The 14550-nt window shown below is 39.3% G+C and carries 16 protein-coding genes; 8 read left to right on the top strand and 8 right to left on the bottom strand.

All coding sequences use genetic code 11. The annotated features are described in order from the left end of the window. Positions 1 to 78 precede the first annotated feature (78 nt). The gene (locus AB3219_RS10745; RefSeq protein ID WP_216762941.1) at positions 79 to 564 is read left to right on the top strand and encodes a GNAT family N-acetyltransferase; all 486 of its coding nucleotides are present in this window, start codon (positions 79 to 81) and stop codon (positions 562 to 564) included. Positions 565 to 653: 89 nt separating this feature from the next. Here AB3219_RS10745 and AB3219_RS10750 read toward each other — a convergent pair whose 3' ends face one another. Together AB3219_RS10750 and AB3219_RS10755 are read right to left on the bottom strand one after the other, a co-directional pair. After that, positions 654 to 1823 (bottom strand): hypothetical protein, encoded by a 1170-nt coding sequence (locus tag AB3219_RS10750; protein WP_216762940.1) that lies wholly within the window; start codon positions 1821 to 1823, stop codon positions 654 to 656. Positions 1824 to 2006: 183 nt separating this feature from the next. Then, positions 2007 to 2423 carry a MerR family transcriptional regulator gene (locus AB3219_RS10755; RefSeq protein ID WP_216753472.1) on the bottom strand — a complete coding sequence of 139 codons (417 nt, stop codon included), beginning with the start codon at positions 2421 to 2423 and terminating at the stop codon, positions 2007 to 2009. Between the two features lie 106 nt (positions 2424 to 2529). On the opposite strand from AB3219_RS10755, the gene AB3219_RS10760 reads away from it, so the two are divergent. Both AB3219_RS10760 and AB3219_RS10765 read left to right on the top strand, forming a co-directional pair. After that, the gene (locus AB3219_RS10760) at positions 2530 to 3546 is read left to right on the top strand and encodes an NAD-dependent epimerase/dehydratase family protein (RefSeq protein WP_216753471.1); all 1017 of its coding nucleotides are present in this window, start codon (positions 2530 to 2532) and stop codon (positions 3544 to 3546) included. 95 nt (positions 3547 to 3641) lie between these two features. Next, positions 3642 to 4295 (top strand): HAD family hydrolase, encoded by a 654-nt coding sequence (locus tag AB3219_RS10765; protein WP_367369444.1) that lies wholly within the window; start codon positions 3642 to 3644, stop codon positions 4293 to 4295. Positions 4296 to 4548: 253 nt separating this feature from the next. On the opposite strand, the gene AB3219_RS10770 is transcribed toward AB3219_RS10765, so the two are convergent. Continuing rightward, positions 4549 to 5082, bottom strand: a complete 534-nt coding sequence (locus AB3219_RS10770; protein ID WP_216753470.1) for a dihydrofolate reductase family protein — start codon at positions 5080 to 5082, stop codon at positions 4549 to 4551. A 157-nt stretch (positions 5083 to 5239) separates the two neighbouring features. On the opposite strand from AB3219_RS10770, the gene AB3219_RS10775 reads away from it, so the two are divergent. Continuing rightward, complete coding sequence (locus AB3219_RS10775) at positions 5240 to 5488, top strand: hypothetical protein (protein WP_236698949.1); 249 nt, start codon at positions 5240 to 5242, stop codon at positions 5486 to 5488. A gap of 364 nt (positions 5489 to 5852) precedes the next feature. On the opposite strand, the gene AB3219_RS10780 is transcribed toward AB3219_RS10775, so the two are convergent. Next, entirely contained in the window at positions 5853 to 6203 is a 351-nt protein-coding gene (locus AB3219_RS10780; protein ID WP_367369445.1) for a hypothetical protein, read from the bottom strand. A 465-nt stretch (positions 6204 to 6668) separates the two neighbouring features. Next, positions 6669 to 7907 carry an MFS transporter gene (locus AB3219_RS10785; RefSeq protein ID WP_367369446.1) on the bottom strand — a complete coding sequence of 413 codons (1239 nt, stop codon included), beginning with the start codon at positions 7905 to 7907 and terminating at the stop codon, positions 6669 to 6671. 99 nt (positions 7908 to 8006) lie between these two features. Between AB3219_RS10785 and AB3219_RS10790 the strand changes: the two genes are divergently transcribed. After that, positions 8007 to 8894, top strand: a complete 888-nt coding sequence (locus tag AB3219_RS10790; protein WP_263749833.1) for a helix-turn-helix domain-containing protein — start codon at positions 8007 to 8009, stop codon at positions 8892 to 8894. 107 nt (positions 8895 to 9001) lie between these two features. Here the strand turns inward: AB3219_RS10790 and AB3219_RS10795 are convergent, their stop codons facing one another. Beyond that, entirely contained in the window at positions 9002 to 9757 is a 756-nt protein-coding gene (locus AB3219_RS10795; RefSeq protein ID WP_057748816.1) for an SDR family oxidoreductase, read from the bottom strand. After that, entirely contained in the window at positions 9758 to 10285 is a 528-nt protein-coding gene (locus AB3219_RS10800) for a DapH/DapD/GlmU-related protein (protein WP_216753468.1), read from the bottom strand. It abuts the gene before it with no gap. A 108-nt stretch (positions 10286 to 10393) separates the two neighbouring features. Between AB3219_RS10800 and AB3219_RS10805 the strand changes: the two genes are divergently transcribed. Next, the gene (locus AB3219_RS10805) at positions 10394 to 11281 is read left to right on the top strand and encodes a LysR family transcriptional regulator (protein WP_057805057.1); all 888 of its coding nucleotides are present in this window, start codon (positions 10394 to 10396) and stop codon (positions 11279 to 11281) included. 47 nt (positions 11282 to 11328) lie between these two features. Here AB3219_RS10805 and rsgA read toward each other — a convergent pair whose 3' ends face one another. Further along, entirely contained in the window at positions 11329 to 12390 is a 1062-nt protein-coding gene (gene rsgA / locus AB3219_RS10810; protein WP_253953605.1) for a ribosome small subunit-dependent GTPase A, read from the bottom strand. Between the two features lie 305 nt (positions 12391 to 12695). Here rsgA and AB3219_RS10815 point away from each other — a divergent pair, with 305 nt between their 5' ends. Beyond that, positions 12696 to 14021 (top strand): NAD(P)/FAD-dependent oxidoreductase, encoded by a 1326-nt coding sequence (locus AB3219_RS10815; RefSeq protein ID WP_367369447.1) that lies wholly within the window; start codon positions 12696 to 12698, stop codon positions 14019 to 14021. Positions 14022 to 14228: 207 nt separating this feature from the next. Next, positions 14229 to 14550: cation:proton antiporter (locus tag AB3219_RS10820; RefSeq protein WP_367369448.1), on the top strand; the 322-nt coding region annotated here is incomplete at its 3' end.

The following is a 14550-nucleotide window of genomic DNA, read 5'->3' on the forward strand; positions in this document are numbered from 1 at the left end:
TAAGTATTACCATTATCAATTATACAAATCATCACATAATGCGTAAACTTAAATTATCAAATCAAAGGAGTTTTTATTATGAACATTCAACCCTATCAAACCGATTATCACCATTTAGCTGAATTGGTCGATTTAATCAATTACTGTCAAAATATTGAAGCAAATTTAGGTATCAAAATGGCTGAACAAGCAGACATTTTTAACATTGAAAATTATTATCAAAAAAAGGGTGGTAACTTTTGGCTTGCTTTAGATAAAAATAAGGTCGTGGGTTCAATTGCCTTATTACCAATTGATAACCGCACGGCCGTATTAAAGAAATTTTTTACCTATCCAAGCTATCGTGGTGATCCGCATCACTTAGGTGCCAAACTTTACGCAAACTTGATCACCTTTGCAACTGATCATCATTTTGAAAGAATCGTGTTAGATACACCCGAAGCAGAACACCGTTCACACAGTTTCTATGAACACCATGGATTTAAACAAATTACTGCTGAGGACTTACAATTTACCTATCCTTATCCAGACCGTCATTCGCGCTTGTATGAATTAACCTTATAACCTATTCATCTAATGAACTTGCACAATCACATGCACAAAATCGCCGGTGACTTTCTTGATTCTTTAACGAATATCTTTTCGATATCCTATTAATTCACATTACTGATGGTTATTTGTTGACCGCTCAGGTTTACATTTTTAACTTGAGTGTGTCGTTGAATTGCCATAGCCGTTAACTTATTAACATTGTCTGTTAACGCCGCAATATAGTGATTGTTACTTTGGCTTGTCAGGCTATTTGCTACATATTTGGGAGTTTGTTTATCCAATTCATCAAACACATTGAGCACACTGTCTGGTAAATCACTTGTTTCAATATCATCTGTAAGTTTTTGATAAGTCTTTAATGAACCATTACCAATTTGAACGAGTGTTTTGGCATTTACAAACAAATAAATGTAACTGCCATCACTTCCAGCTTGAGTAGTCGCTCTAGGCATTGCATATCCCTGACTTAAAGCCTGGGTCTGTGCATAACTAAACGTGGTATTTGTGTAAAGTGTTGACGCCGCTATTTTGTTTAAATTCTGAATCTTAATGCGCTTGTATTGTGTATTGACACCAACTTTTTGGGATTGATAAAGCCAATCTTTTCGCATGACTAATTGATCAGTACGATCATCGCTAGCTGCCCATCGTCCAGTCAATTGTTGAGCGCTGTAATGCCGTTTAGGAACCTGATACCCTTGATCACTAAAAATATAACAACGATCCACGGTTCCATTTGGCTGAGTGGCTGAATAGCTATATTTCAAACCAAGTGCATATAATTTATGGCCACTGGCAATGAATCCCATCGCTTGGCCACCATCAATTTTACTATTTTTTAAATACACCAAATCACTATAGTTATGAATTCTGATGGGTGCCTTGGCTTTCTTTAAAACTGCATTCAATTCTTTAATACTGAAGAAACGTGATTTATACTCACTGTCTTCAGTATTTTGTTTCAAGATCTTTTTAATTGTCGCATAATTGGTACGGACGTAATTTCCGGAAAACTTGCCATCATAGGTTGTCCAAATTGAAGAACCGCCATTGCCACTGACTTTTTCAGTCTTCATGTTAGACAGCTTGCCCTTATCATTTGCCGTAGCTTTAATATAAGCTGTTTGTTGCCAAATTGTTTCCGAACGATTGAGAATTTTACTCGATGCTTGCTTGGGAGTTACTGTCTTTTTATTTGACTTTTGACTACAGGCAGTCAAAAATCCACCGACCAATAAGGTACCTATCATTAAAAAGATCCATTTTTTCATGTGTTTACTCCTCACACTTTTTTGTCTGTTTCATCTTATTATTACAGTCTTTTCCTTCGCTTACTAGCGGAAATTTTCTGCAGCTTTAACTAAAGCACTAAAAAAATTGGCGTTTAGTAATTTTGTTCAAGAAAAAACGAGCTTATGGCAAAATTCTGTCATAAACTCGTTTTTTACATTCAGTCACTTCATTAAACTTTTTTCGTTCTTCACCACTTGACGTGCCGCCGTAATAATTTCTTTGGCTTTTGGTGAACGATAGATCTGTAATTTGTAGTCGATCTCCTTCAAGTTCTCAGTTAATTGTTGTTGCTTTGCCAGAACCTTATTTCGCTGTTTGGTTAATAACTGTTCTCTTTGTTTGATCGTGCTTGGTCCCGCCATCACATAATCGATGTATTGACGAATATCGCGAATCTTCATGTCCGTATCTTTTAAACAACAAATCGTTTTAATCAAACTTAAATCCGTATCCGTAAATACACGGTACCCAGCCTCATTGCGTTGGACAAATGGCAATAACCCTTGTTTATCATAAAACCGCAAAGTATAAATGGATAAGTCAAATTTTTGGGCAACTTCTTTAATGGTATAGGTCATTTTATCACTTCTTTTTTAATTTCGATTTGCCCTAGAGTATTGTCTAGGGTTTATAGTCATAAGCATAATTGAAAATTCAAAAATATTCAACAATACGGAGGTAATTATGAATAAAAAAGTGTTAGTTACAGGTGGTAATGGTTTTCTAAGTTTACACATCATTCTTCAACTCTTAAATCAAGGCTTTCAGGTTCGCGCAACACTGCGAGATCTGCAAAGAGCCGCCGAAGTTAAACAAACGCTTCAAAAAAATCACGTTAATAATCTTGAAAATTTAAGCTTTGTCAAAGCAGATCTTACCCAAGATGCTGGTTGGAAAAAAGCTATGACCGATATCACATACGTTTTAAGTGTCGCTTCACCCTTATTTTCAACCACTAAAACTACGCAAAACAATGCCACCGCTGGCATTTTACGAATTTTAAAATTTGCCCAGCAGGCTAATGTCAAACGAGTGGTAATGACTGCCAATTTTGGTGCGGTTGGTTTCAGCAACAAGGACAAGCATTCTATCACTACCGAAAATAACTGGACAAATCCCGAGGAAAACGGCTTATCCCCCTATGAAAAATCTAAATTATTAGCTGAAAAAGCCGCTTGGAAATTCATCAAACAATCCAATCATCAATTAGAGTTTGCAACTGTTAACCCAGTGGCAATTTTTGGTCTTGCTCTTAACAACCATGTTTCTGGAAGTTTTAGTCTGCTTACTGGTCTCTTAGATGGCAGCCAAAAACGAATTCCCAATCTGCCGTTAAATGTTGTCGATGTCCGTGATGTGGCTAACTTACACATTGCAGCGATGCTGACTCCCGAAGCAAATGGTCAACGCTTTATTGCGAGCGCTGATGATCAGATTTCATTGCCCGAAATTGCCCATTTAATTCAAATCAAACGCCCACAGTTGGCAGAACAGACTGTCACTAAAATTTTGCCCAATTGGTTCATTCGGTTAGCTGCCCCTTTTAACGAACAAGCTAAAGAAGGCAAGTTACTTCTAGCAGTCAATCGACATGTCAGCAACCAAAAAGCTAAACAAGTTCTCAATTGGAGCCCCTCATTTAACAATGAAGAAACTGTGCTTGCAGCCGTTGACACCTTAATTAAAAATAATCTTATTTAATTGCCTAATTGCAAATCAGCTATTAGAATAAAATCAATCAGTAATAGCACTATTATTTAATTTGAAAATTGATTTTGAAAGTGGTGATCTTGAAATTGTTAGGCAACAAAAAAGTGATTCTTTTTGATATGGATGGACTGCTATTAGATACTGAAAAATTATACTTTGAAAACCGTAGAGACGTATTAGCTAAATACGGGTTCACCTTTAGAAAAGAAGATCATACTGAATATATCGCCAAAGGGTTTCCTGTCACTATTCAAAAATTAACCCAACTGGTTGGTGATGCCAACTTAGGAAAACAGGTTTTTAATGAAGCAATGAAACTTTATCGACAACGTTTGGAAAATGGCGACGTGCAGGTTAAAACTGGTGTCGTTGAGCTACTAACTTTTTTAAACCAAACTCATAGAAAATGCTATGTCACCTCTTCAGCTGCTAAAGAAACGATTATTCAAACTGCCGCGGTTACCGGAATTGCGAAGTACTTTACTGATTTTATTAGCGGCGATGAAGTCAGGTACAATAAACCAGCCCCTGATCTTTACTTATACGCACTAGAGAAATCACATGCAATTAAAAGTGAAACCGTTGTTTTTGAAGATGCCACAACTGGTATTCTATCTGCGGCTAGTGCTGGGCTTGACGTTGTACTTATTCCTGACTGGATAGATCCAGAAGCCGAAATACGTCAAAAAGCAGTCAGAGTTTTGCCTAACCTTTTGGAAGCCATCTCCTTATTTAAATAGTTTTGTCACTTCTAATTGTGTGAATGAGCTTTATATCAAAAAATAAGTCGTTTAGATTTTTCCACGTAGCTACGTTTGAAATCTAAACGACTTATTTTCTATCATACTCGTAGAAGCTCAGATACGTTTAGCTACTCCTTACCGCCACCGACTTGTTGCCTTTTATCACAAGTACGATATAGCATCATCTTTTCCGCGTTTAAATGCTGTTATTATAGTCTGACAGCAACTTAACGGGTATTTCAATTTGTTGTCAAACTTGTTTGGAATTTCTTTTAAAATACAATTCCGCAAGCTGATCGTATCGGGCAACTGCCTTCAAATTTAAGCGAGTCATACAATCACCTTCTGGAAATAACCGAATCCCTTTTCCTAATAATACCGGCGCAATTTGAATCCACCATTCATCAATCAGATCCTCAGCCACTAAATCGGTGACAATTTGCCCACCACCCACAATCCAAATGTTGCCTCCAGATTGCGCTTGTAAGTGGCGTACTAAGTCCACTGGTGACTGGTTCATATAAGTGGCATCCCTTGTTTGCCCTTCTCGCGTTCTAGAAAGCACATAATTCGTTTTGTCGGGAAACAAAAGCTCATCGCCCATCGTGTTTTTTGTCACCTCATAAGTTTTTCGTCCCATAATAGTCGTATCAACCTGCTTAAAAAATTGATCCGAATTAGCTTTGTCTCCGCCCGCAGTGTCAAATAACCATTGTAAATCATGCTGTGCAGTGGCTAAATACCCATCTAACGAAATCGCACCATAAAATTGAACTTGTCGCATTATGCATCCCTCCGATTTGTGGTTGTGCTGCTTTTATTTTAAAGGATATCAACCGTACTTTCACTTTTAGTGTTCAAACAATTGTAGATAGTTTTTCTTCTGTTTAACAAAACATTCGTATTCACCACGTATATAACTTTATTAGGGAGTTTTAACTATGCAAAGACTGGGATGGCGGCTGAAACGTCATGGCGACAAGCATGCTGTTTGGACAAATGGACACTTAGAAAGGAATCTTACTATATCTGTTAAAAATAGAGAATATATTTATCCAGTAATTATTACGCCTAAAGTATCTGAACCAAACGCTTTTACAGTTAAAATTCTAGATATTGATGGCATGACGGAAGGAAATAGTGTCAGCGATCCCTTAGACATGGCCATTGATTTTGTTGGTGCGGTATAGTTTCAACAACGAATTACCACCCTCAAATACCAACCTGCCTGATCGGAAAAATAATCAAATCATTTCACTCATCCAAGCTCATCCTGACAAATATAAACGTAAACATGATAATAAGGTTATTAAAAAAACACCATCTATTCCAAATTATCTAAATGAATTAGGAAAAGAACAACATATTAATTTTTCCGAAGTTCTCACAGAGTCACTCAAAAAAATAAATGTCTTGATCGTATAAAAAGACCAGTAAGTTTTTCACAACTTACTGGTCTTCTTGTATTTATTTTAATTCCGCTATGGGACTATACGTGGTTAAAACAATCAACAACATTATAATCACAAGAATCATCTAGCTCATACTTTCTTCCTATATACCCCGCCAATAAAACAAAAAGCCGTAAAGAATTAAAGAAAGTGCAACTCCAATCAGCCAGATTGAGGCCTCATTAAATACCAGATGCCGTGACTGTTTTAAAAATTTTCCGGTTTTCATGAAAACGTTTAGTCGTTGTGGCACATTGGGATTACCTGCCTGAACAGGCGGCAACTGGTCCTTACTTTCCAAATTGCCAAGCCCGATCATTAACCCAAATATGAGCAACAAAACACCGCCAATAATTAATGCAGATTGCAAAGTGTCATGCGAAACTGAATAATACAAATAAACATAACCAATCACCAGAATAATCGGTACGATAATTCTAATTACTTTTTTCATCGGAATGCCTTCTATCTTCTCAAATTATTTGAAATGACGAAAAATTTTAAAAATAAAATAACCAATCATGCAAATCATTAAAATAAGCACGACGGTCACGACATAAAACAACGGACCACCTAAATAAAGCGACTCACCAGTTGTCATTCGACCATCTTCTCATTTTTTATCTGTATGCTTGCCAGTCGTTTGAATTCACGAATTTCTTTACTGTCTTTCAACTGTACAAACACTTCTTCTTCATGCCCCAATACTATCAACACAGGCATTCCACCCCCTGATAAAAAGTTAAGTCTTCAGGAACTCTTTACTTCTCATTTTTCTTTTAGCTTTTACAATTATTATGTCCGACCTTTATGACTCGCTCCCCATTTTTAAGAAAAATGTTTAAACGGCTTGGCAAAAACAAAGCATTAATCCCAAAATAAATACAAACATCACTCAACAAATTCATTTTAGGTAATTCTAATCCTTTATCTGCAGCTTGGCTATTTTTTGATGTGCCCACAATGCCCAAATAAATGAAACCGTTATCAGTATTAATGCAAATACACAAGCAAATGTGCCATCAACTAAATTATATAGCAAAACAATTCCCACACTACCGACTGGTGATGCCACAGTCACAATGGTACTTATGGTTCCGAAAACAGTTCCCGTTAGATGGGGATCAATTTGCGGCATCATTGTTGCAAACATTTTAGGATCCAGCTTGCCGCTCATAAAAGCCACCACAAACATGCTAACTAAAATTGGTATTAGTTTAGGGTATAAAAGCAAGGTGCTGTAGGCAATAACTGGTGCTCCTAAAGTGACTAACAATAATTGAAATAAGTCTAAATGATCAATCCACGTATCCTTAGTAATGCTCCCTAAAACACTTCCCATCACATAAACAATGTTAATTAGTAAAATGACAAAGGAATAATCAATGTTTAAAGACGGTGCTAAATCAATAAAAAGTAAATTCAAAATGGCATCCAACCCAACAGATACGCCATTCAAAATCATAATGATTCCTAGATAGCTGACAGCGCCCATACCTGTCGTTTTAATCATAACTTTGCGAATTACTTGCCAAACGCCTTCGGTCACAGGCTGGGGTGCCACTTTTTTGGTAGACAAAACGGCATGATACCCCATCGTCAAACATACTGCTGATAAAATAAAAGTCACTGCATTAATAACTCCTGCTAAGGCATAATTATGAGTTTGTGAAATAATAATAACACCAAGAGTCTGACCAATTGGCTCCATAATGGTGCCTACACTGGTATTAATGCCCATAACTTGTTGCCTATCTTCTCCCATGATTCGGTCCTGAATGACAATTGTTAACAAGTTACCAGCATAATTGCCGATAATATCTGAAAACAAATTAATGACAACGATGGTGTAAAAAATAAAAACTGTTCGTTGATTAATGATTTGAGCAAGTACCAAATATAAGCCTGCCTGAATTAACTTGGTACCAACTAACCAGTTAGTCTTCTTACTCGTCTGATCAGCTACTCGCCCAGTAACACCGCCAAACACAGCTGGTACAACCGTAACGATTGACACGACTGACACAAACCAATGCGGATTCGGAAAACTTTTGGCATAGGTCAATAAAATAATATTAAAAATACTTACTCCTAACGTTGCAAAAAAATTAGCACTGGCAATAGTTTGTAACGTATGATTCTTCAAAATTTTTGGCATATTTTTCCCTCCTAATTAAACATTGAGTTCATCCTATCAGGCATTCACGTGGTAAACTTAATGAACATGTTGCAAATATGCCACATTGGAGGAATTGAAATGGAAAAAATTGGCTGCACAATACATAGAATTCGCATTGAAAAAGGGCTAACTCAAAAGGAAGTGTATGGCAAAATAGTTTCGCGTTCCTTCGCATCACGCTTTGAAAAAGGGGCAAACGATATTGGCGCTAGTAAATTATTTTTAATTCTAGATAATTTGGCAATTTCGGCTGACGAATTACGCTATATTCAACAGAACTATCAACCTTCACCTTTAGAACAGGCTTTGCTCACCGTCATGAAAGCCTATGCTGCTCAAAATTTTCCGGCTATTTCACAGTGGATTCAGGAACATTCACATAGTCCGCATGCATACGACAAATTAGTGTCCAGTTATGCAAGTATTTTATTGCTTGCTTATGATCACAGTTCCATTGGCATCACGACAACGACGCGTCCAATCTATTTGCATCTTCAACAGGCAAAAATGTGGACTATTCAGGAACTAAAGCTTGTTAATATCTTGGTTCCAATTGTAGCCACCACAAAGGGATTATCTGCATTACATCCCCTTACGGAACGCATGGCAGCTAACTGTCTTCATTACCAGACAAAATGGGGTGACCCGTTTAACGTGTTAAATAACCTTGTTGAATTTTATGGTACTCTCCTACAAACCTATTTAAATTTTCACGACTATCAAGCTGCTCGACAACTCAAATCTAAAATCACGGCACTTAATTCCCACAACTTGAATTGGGATGGCCGTTTGGCTCAACAATTTTGGATCGGCATTTGGAAACTTTACTTTGGTGATTGGACGCTTGGCAATGAGCTACTTGACGAAGTGACGGCCCTTGAAAAAAGACATAAACCACGCATCGACAATACCTTATTTGCCATTCGAAAGTTGCGCACACAAGCTGCGAAAACTTATCGACAATAAATAAACCTAACAAAAAAGCAATCAAGAAATTTGTTATAAAATCTTGATTGCTTCTTTATTTAAAATGACTAGCACCGGTGATACTATTTTAGACCGACTTGCTTATCTTAAACTTCTTGTGCCGTTGGTCGGATCAGCATGTCTGAAATGGCGACGTGTTTAGGTTGAGCCACTACATAAGCCACAGCGTTGGCAATATCTTCTGGATCCAAGGTATTCATCCGCCGCTGTTCCGAAGTACTATTTTTAAAGACCTTATCAATCTCGGCTTGCATCTCTGGATTATCAATCGTTTTATTTAACTCAGTGCCCACTGCACCAGGAGACACAATAGTGGAACGAATGCCATGTAGTCGTTCTTCTTGGCGTAAGCCTTCCATAATGGCACGAACTGCGTACTTGGTGCCATTATAGACAGCCGACTCTGGGTACACCACATGACCGGCCACTGAATCAGTGGTGATAATTAGGCCATCATTTTGTTTTTGCATGATAGGCAGTGCTGCCCCGATGCCATGCAAAACGCCCATAATATTAATTTGGATTTCTTTTTCCCAATTATCATATTTGGCATCAGCAAGCTTTTCACGCGGCATAATGCCCGCGTTGTTATATAACACATCTAGTCGGCCATATTTTTTCACCGCTAACTCAATTAAAGCTTGCACATCTTCAGCTTTAGCGACATCCGTTACTTGATAGCTGGCATTCTCACCAATTTCTGCGACTAATTCTTGTAAGCGAGCTTCTCTACGGGCACCTAAGATAACTTTGGCACCCTTCTTAGCCAATAATTTGGCAGTTGCGGCCCCAATTCCTGAAGAAGCTCCTGTAATGACAACAACCTTATCTTGAATACTCATTTATATTTCCTCCTTATGATTTTCTAGTATTTTAATGACTTTAGCTGGTACCCCAGCAACGACAGTATTGGCGGCCACATTTTTTGAAACTACTGCGCCAGCCGCAACCACCGCATTTTCCCCAACACTCACGCCGGGTAAGACAACGGCACGTGCCCCAATCCAAGCATTCTTACCAATATGAACTGGTTTTAATGTCACACCACGCCTTTTGTCAACGTCGAGGTAATGATTAACCGAAATGAGGTAAGCCCCAGGACCAATTAAGGCATGGTCCGCGATCGTAATTCCGCCCAAGTCAACCATCATGGCGTTACTATTAATAAAAACCTCACGGCCAATTTTAAGATTACGACCATAATCCGAGTAGAAAGGCAATCTAATCTCCACTGAGTCATCGATGGTTTGGCCTGTAATTTCACCCACTAATTGACGAACTTCGGCTTGTGTATGTTGTCCTGAATTCAAATGTTGAATTAAACGCTGATTTTGATCAATAATTTGATTCTGTAACTTATCTGGAAGCATTTTTTCACCTCATTTCTTAGGATAGTTTCAGTATAAAATGCTTGTCATTATATGTAAAATACCTATAATTAATGTCATGATATAACTAATTGTTATGGAGATGAGTAAATGGATGTTCGTGTTTTACGATACTTTTTAGCAATCGCCCAAGAACGGAGTATTTCACACGCTGCGCAGGTTTTACACGTGTCACAACCTGCTTTGTCCCGACAAATGCATGATTTAGAAACCGAATTAGGGACCAAATTATTTGATCGTGGCCCACGTGAAATCAAGCTCACACAAGATGGTCATTATTTGCGAGAACGAGCCAATGAAATTGTTACCTTGGTCGACAAAACCGCGTTTAACTTACAATCCAACCAAGTTATTATCAGTGGTCGCCTAGATATTGGGGCCGGCGAGAGTGTGGGGATGCAACGCATTATGGACGTGATCAGCCATATTTTAAAGGATTACCCAGAGGTCCATATTCGGCTACATAGTGGTGATTTTGGAGATGTGGCAGCCAAATTGGATGCTGGTGTTTTGGATTTTGGCGTAATCATGGGTGAGCAACCTTTACAACAGTACAATACGTTGCGCTTACCGGAAGTCGATCATTGGGGTGTCTTGATGCCTGTCCACGCTCGATTAGCCACTCAAACTGTTATTCATCCTGCTGATTTATTGGGCCAACCGCTTATCATTTCCGAACAAGCACTCATGCAATCGCGGTTCTTAGATTGGTGGGGAAACCTTGGTGAACAGATGAACATCGTTGGCACATATAATCTGATCTTCAACGCTGCCTTGCTGGCGAAAAACGGAAGTGGTTATACCCTAGCCTTTGAGCATTTAATTGACACCAGCAAAAATTCTAAGTTAACTTTCCGACGGCTGGCTCCCGAAGTAACTGATCCCATTACAATTATATGGAAGAAAAATCAAACGCTATCCAACGTGGCTCAGTTATTTCTCCACCGTCTGCAAGCAACCATCAAGCGACCAAATTAAATAGGCTAGGAAAATTCCCAGCCTATTTGATCATTTAACGTCGATGTTTACGCCGTTCCTTGATCACTGCTTTCATTTGTTTTTTTACTTCCAAACATGCGAGCCAACTTAGCGTCCTCACGAGCCTTGCCATGCAACGCTTGATTCGTCGTAGCTTCTTCACTTAACTGACGATAGCTATCGAGTCGTTCCTGACTCAAATGGCCTGCTTGAATGGCAGCTTGCACCGCACACCCAGGTTCACTAGTATGCGTACAATCATTGAATTTACACATTCTAGCAAGATCTTCAATATCAGCAAAGGTGGTTTTGAAATCACCATTCAAAACTGAAAGCTCCCGCATCCCTGGCGTATCAATAACCAAACCGCCATTCGGTAACTGCAATAAGTCGCGGCTCGTAGTGGTATGGCGGCCGTGTGCATCACTTTCGCGCACTGCCTGCGTTTGGCCAACTTGTTCACCCATTAACTGATTAATCAATGTGGTCTTCCCCACACCAGATGACCCAATAAAGGCCACGGTCTCGCTAGGCCGCACGTATGGTACTATACTGTGCCAAGTGTCATTTGTCACCGAACAAGTCACAACTTGGGCCCCCGCTGCCATCTGTGTGACCTGTGTAACTCGTTGGGTCAACTGATTCGTGAGATCTGCCTTGGTCAAGACCACTACTGGCGTTGCTCCACTATCCCAGGCCACTACCAAATAGCGCGCCAACCGATTCAAATTATAATTCTCATCTAACGCCATACATATAAAAACGGTATCGACATTAGTAGCCACAATTTGGGCTGTGCTTTTTCGTCCCGCCGTTTTTCGTAGAAACAAACTGTGACGTGGTAATAGGCGCTCAATAATCGCCATGTCGGCACTTGCTGTATTTTCGCGCAGTAATACCCAATCGCCCACCGCGGGATAATCCTGCGCCTCAATCGCTAAATTGGCTAAGCGACCGGAAACGGCAGCTTGCCTCTCATCGGCAGCTGTTTTTACTTTATACATGGTATGATTTTGACCAACGACCCGTCCCATAATTAGTCCTCGTGGATAGGTTTGATCTGCTAAATTTGTTGGTAATCCCCAAGCTTTTAATTGTTTATTTTGCAATGAATCTGATGCCTCCGTAAAATTTCATCCTGGAGGTTTAGATAAGTCTAGGCTATCCGTACCTCCGCCATCTGACTACCTTTAATTACAATTGCCATAAAACTTCATCTCATTTCTTTTTTAGTAGCCCCATTATAGCATAGGATGCTTTTTATTTGGCGCACAAGAACTTTGAGAGTGTCCAATATAGCTTTACGTATTTCTAAATTTGTTTTTTAAATGCCAAATTCAAGCGTTTCTTTTGCTCACCAGCTAGTTAAGTGTTAATTTAAGACTAAATGTAAGCGGTTAAGGAGCTGATAAGAATGTATGATGTGTTATTTATTGGGAGTGGTCAAGGTGCTTGGAATGGTGCCATTCCAATGAGTCAAGCCGGTTTAAAAGTAGCAGTTGTTGAAGAAGGTTTATTTGGTGGTGTTTGCACCAATCGAGGCTGTAATGCCAAAATTACTTTAGATAAGCCCGTTGAATTAGTTCGGACCATCGAGCAACTACAAGGTCGTGGATTCGACAGTGTGCCTAAAATTAACTGGCCAGACTTAATGGGTCATAAACACGAGGTAATTGGAAAACTTGCCGAAAGTAACAAACAAAAGTTAATTGACGGTGGCGTCAAAGTCATCATCGGTCACGCGAATTTAGTGGATTCACAGACTGTTCAAGTTGGTGATACCGCCTATCAAGCAAAAAAAATTGTGTTAGCTCTGGGGCAGCATCCCCATCGTTTAGCTATCCCTGGAAAAGAACTTTTGCATGATAGTACAGATTTTCTATCAATCACGAAAATGCCAAAACGTCTGACCATTATTGGGGCCGGTTATGTCGGTATGGAATTTGCTTCTATTGCCAACGCTGCGGGAGCATCTGTCAATGTTGTCTTAGATAGTCATCAACCTCTACGTGATTTTTATCAACCTTACGTCAAACGCTTGGTCGAAAGCTTACGACAACGTGGCGTTAAATTTTTCTATGATCAACAACTCACAAGTGTTACGCGTGACGATGCCGGTCTGGTCTTACATGGTCCGGATCAATTTGAACTTGCAAGTGAGTACATCATTGACGCAAGTGGTCGGTTACCAAATCTTGAAGGTACTGGACTTGAGAACTTAGGCATCGCTACCACCAAACGTGGCATTACGGTGGATGATCATCTACAAACAAATGTCCCCGGAGTCTATGCAACTGGTGACGTGCTTGACAAGACCGAACCTAAAATCACGCCAACTGCTATTTTTGAATCACAGTATTTGGCGCAGTTATTTACGGGGCAAACCACAGATGCGATTCAATACCCAAGCTTTGCGACTACTGTCTTTTCTTCCCCACGGATTTCTCAAGTGGGTATCAATCCTGATGTGGCAGCAAACTTTCCAGATAAATATACAGTTGCACATTTTGAATATGGAGATGATTGGTTCAAACAGGTTCAAAACGAAATCGATGCAGCCTTAACCCTCGTTTTTGATAAGAAACACATTCTCGTCGGGGCAGTTGAATACAGTAATGAAGCAGTAGATGCCATCAACGGATTATTAGATATCATTGAATTGCGTTTAACACACGATCAGGTGCAGCGCTTTATCTATACCTTCCCAAGTATTCAACACAGTTACTTTCGTAAAATTTAACATGCTAGCTGCTTGGGGTCAGAACAAACTAATTTCATGACAGGTTTTATGAATTATGATAGACTTATGAAGATAATTAAAATAGTTTCAATCGGTTGGGCGCAAGCTTCAAGTTTTTTCCTTTCTCAGGGGTGTGAGAAAGTCTTGAAGTTTAGCGCTCATTTTTTATACTCATGAAACTTTAAAATCTATTTTTGAGGTGAAAGCATGCAGGAAATTGCAGAACTTTGTTTAATTCTAGTGGCCACGACGATTGCGGGTCACTATAGCGCCCGGTTAGGGATGCCAGCCGTGGTGGGTCAGCTACTAATTGGGATTTTAATTGGTCCCGCTGTTTTGGGCTGGATTAAGGGAGACGAATTTACCCACCTATTTTCAGAGATTGGCGTCATTATTTTGATGTTCACCGCAGGTATGGAAAGTGATCTTCAGCTATTAAAAAAATATTTGCGTCCCAGCACTTTAGTTGCCCTATTGGGTGTCATCCTGCCAGTTGGCGTAATATATGGACTAAGCTTACTTTTCCATC

The organism is Pediococcus ethanolidurans (genome assembly GCF_964062635.1).
Classification (GTDB): Bacteria; Bacillota; Bacilli; order Lactobacillales; family Lactobacillaceae; genus Pediococcus; species Pediococcus ethanolidurans.

Excerpts from the sequence above, each read along its gene's own strand:
- AB3219_RS10790 (WP_263749833.1), top strand. The coding sequence starts at position 8,007 with ATGGAAAAAATTGGCTGCACAATACATAGAATTCGCATTGAAAAAGGG.
- AB3219_RS10760 (WP_216753471.1), top strand. The coding sequence starts at position 2,530 with ATGAATAAAAAAGTGTTAGTTACAGGTGGTAATGGTTTTCTAAGTTTA.
- AB3219_RS10800 (WP_216753468.1), bottom strand. The coding sequence starts at position 10,285 with ATGCTTCCAGATAAGTTACAGAATCAAATTATTGATCAAAATCAGCGT.
- AB3219_RS10785 (WP_367369446.1), bottom strand. The coding sequence starts at position 7,907 with ATGCCAAAAATTTTGAAGAATCATACGTTACAAACTATTGCCAGTGCT.
- AB3219_RS10815 (WP_367369447.1), top strand. The coding sequence starts at position 12,696 with ATGTATGATGTGTTATTTATTGGGAGTGGTCAAGGTGCTTGGAATGGT.
- AB3219_RS10795 (WP_057748816.1), bottom strand. The coding sequence starts at position 9,757 with ATGAGTATTCAAGATAAGGTTGTTGTCATTACAGGAGCTTCTTCAGGA.
- AB3219_RS10770 (WP_216753470.1), bottom strand. The coding sequence starts at position 5,082 with ATGCGACAAGTTCAATTTTATGGTGCGATTTCGTTAGATGGGTATTTA.
- AB3219_RS10745 (WP_216762941.1), top strand. The coding sequence starts at position 79 with ATGAACATTCAACCCTATCAAACCGATTATCACCATTTAGCTGAATTG.
- AB3219_RS10755 (WP_216753472.1), bottom strand. The coding sequence starts at position 2,423 with ATGACCTATACCATTAAAGAAGTTGCCCAAAAATTTGACTTATCCATT.
- AB3219_RS10805 (WP_057805057.1), top strand. The coding sequence starts at position 10,394 with ATGGATGTTCGTGTTTTACGATACTTTTTAGCAATCGCCCAAGAACGG.
- AB3219_RS10775 (WP_236698949.1), top strand. The coding sequence starts at position 5,240 with ATGCAAAGACTGGGATGGCGGCTGAAACGTCATGGCGACAAGCATGCT.
- AB3219_RS10750 (WP_216762940.1), bottom strand. The coding sequence starts at position 1,823 with ATGAAAAAATGGATCTTTTTAATGATAGGTACCTTATTGGTCGGTGGA.
- AB3219_RS10780 (WP_367369445.1), bottom strand. The coding sequence starts at position 6,203 with ATGAAAAAAGTAATTAGAATTATCGTACCGATTATTCTGGTGATTGGT.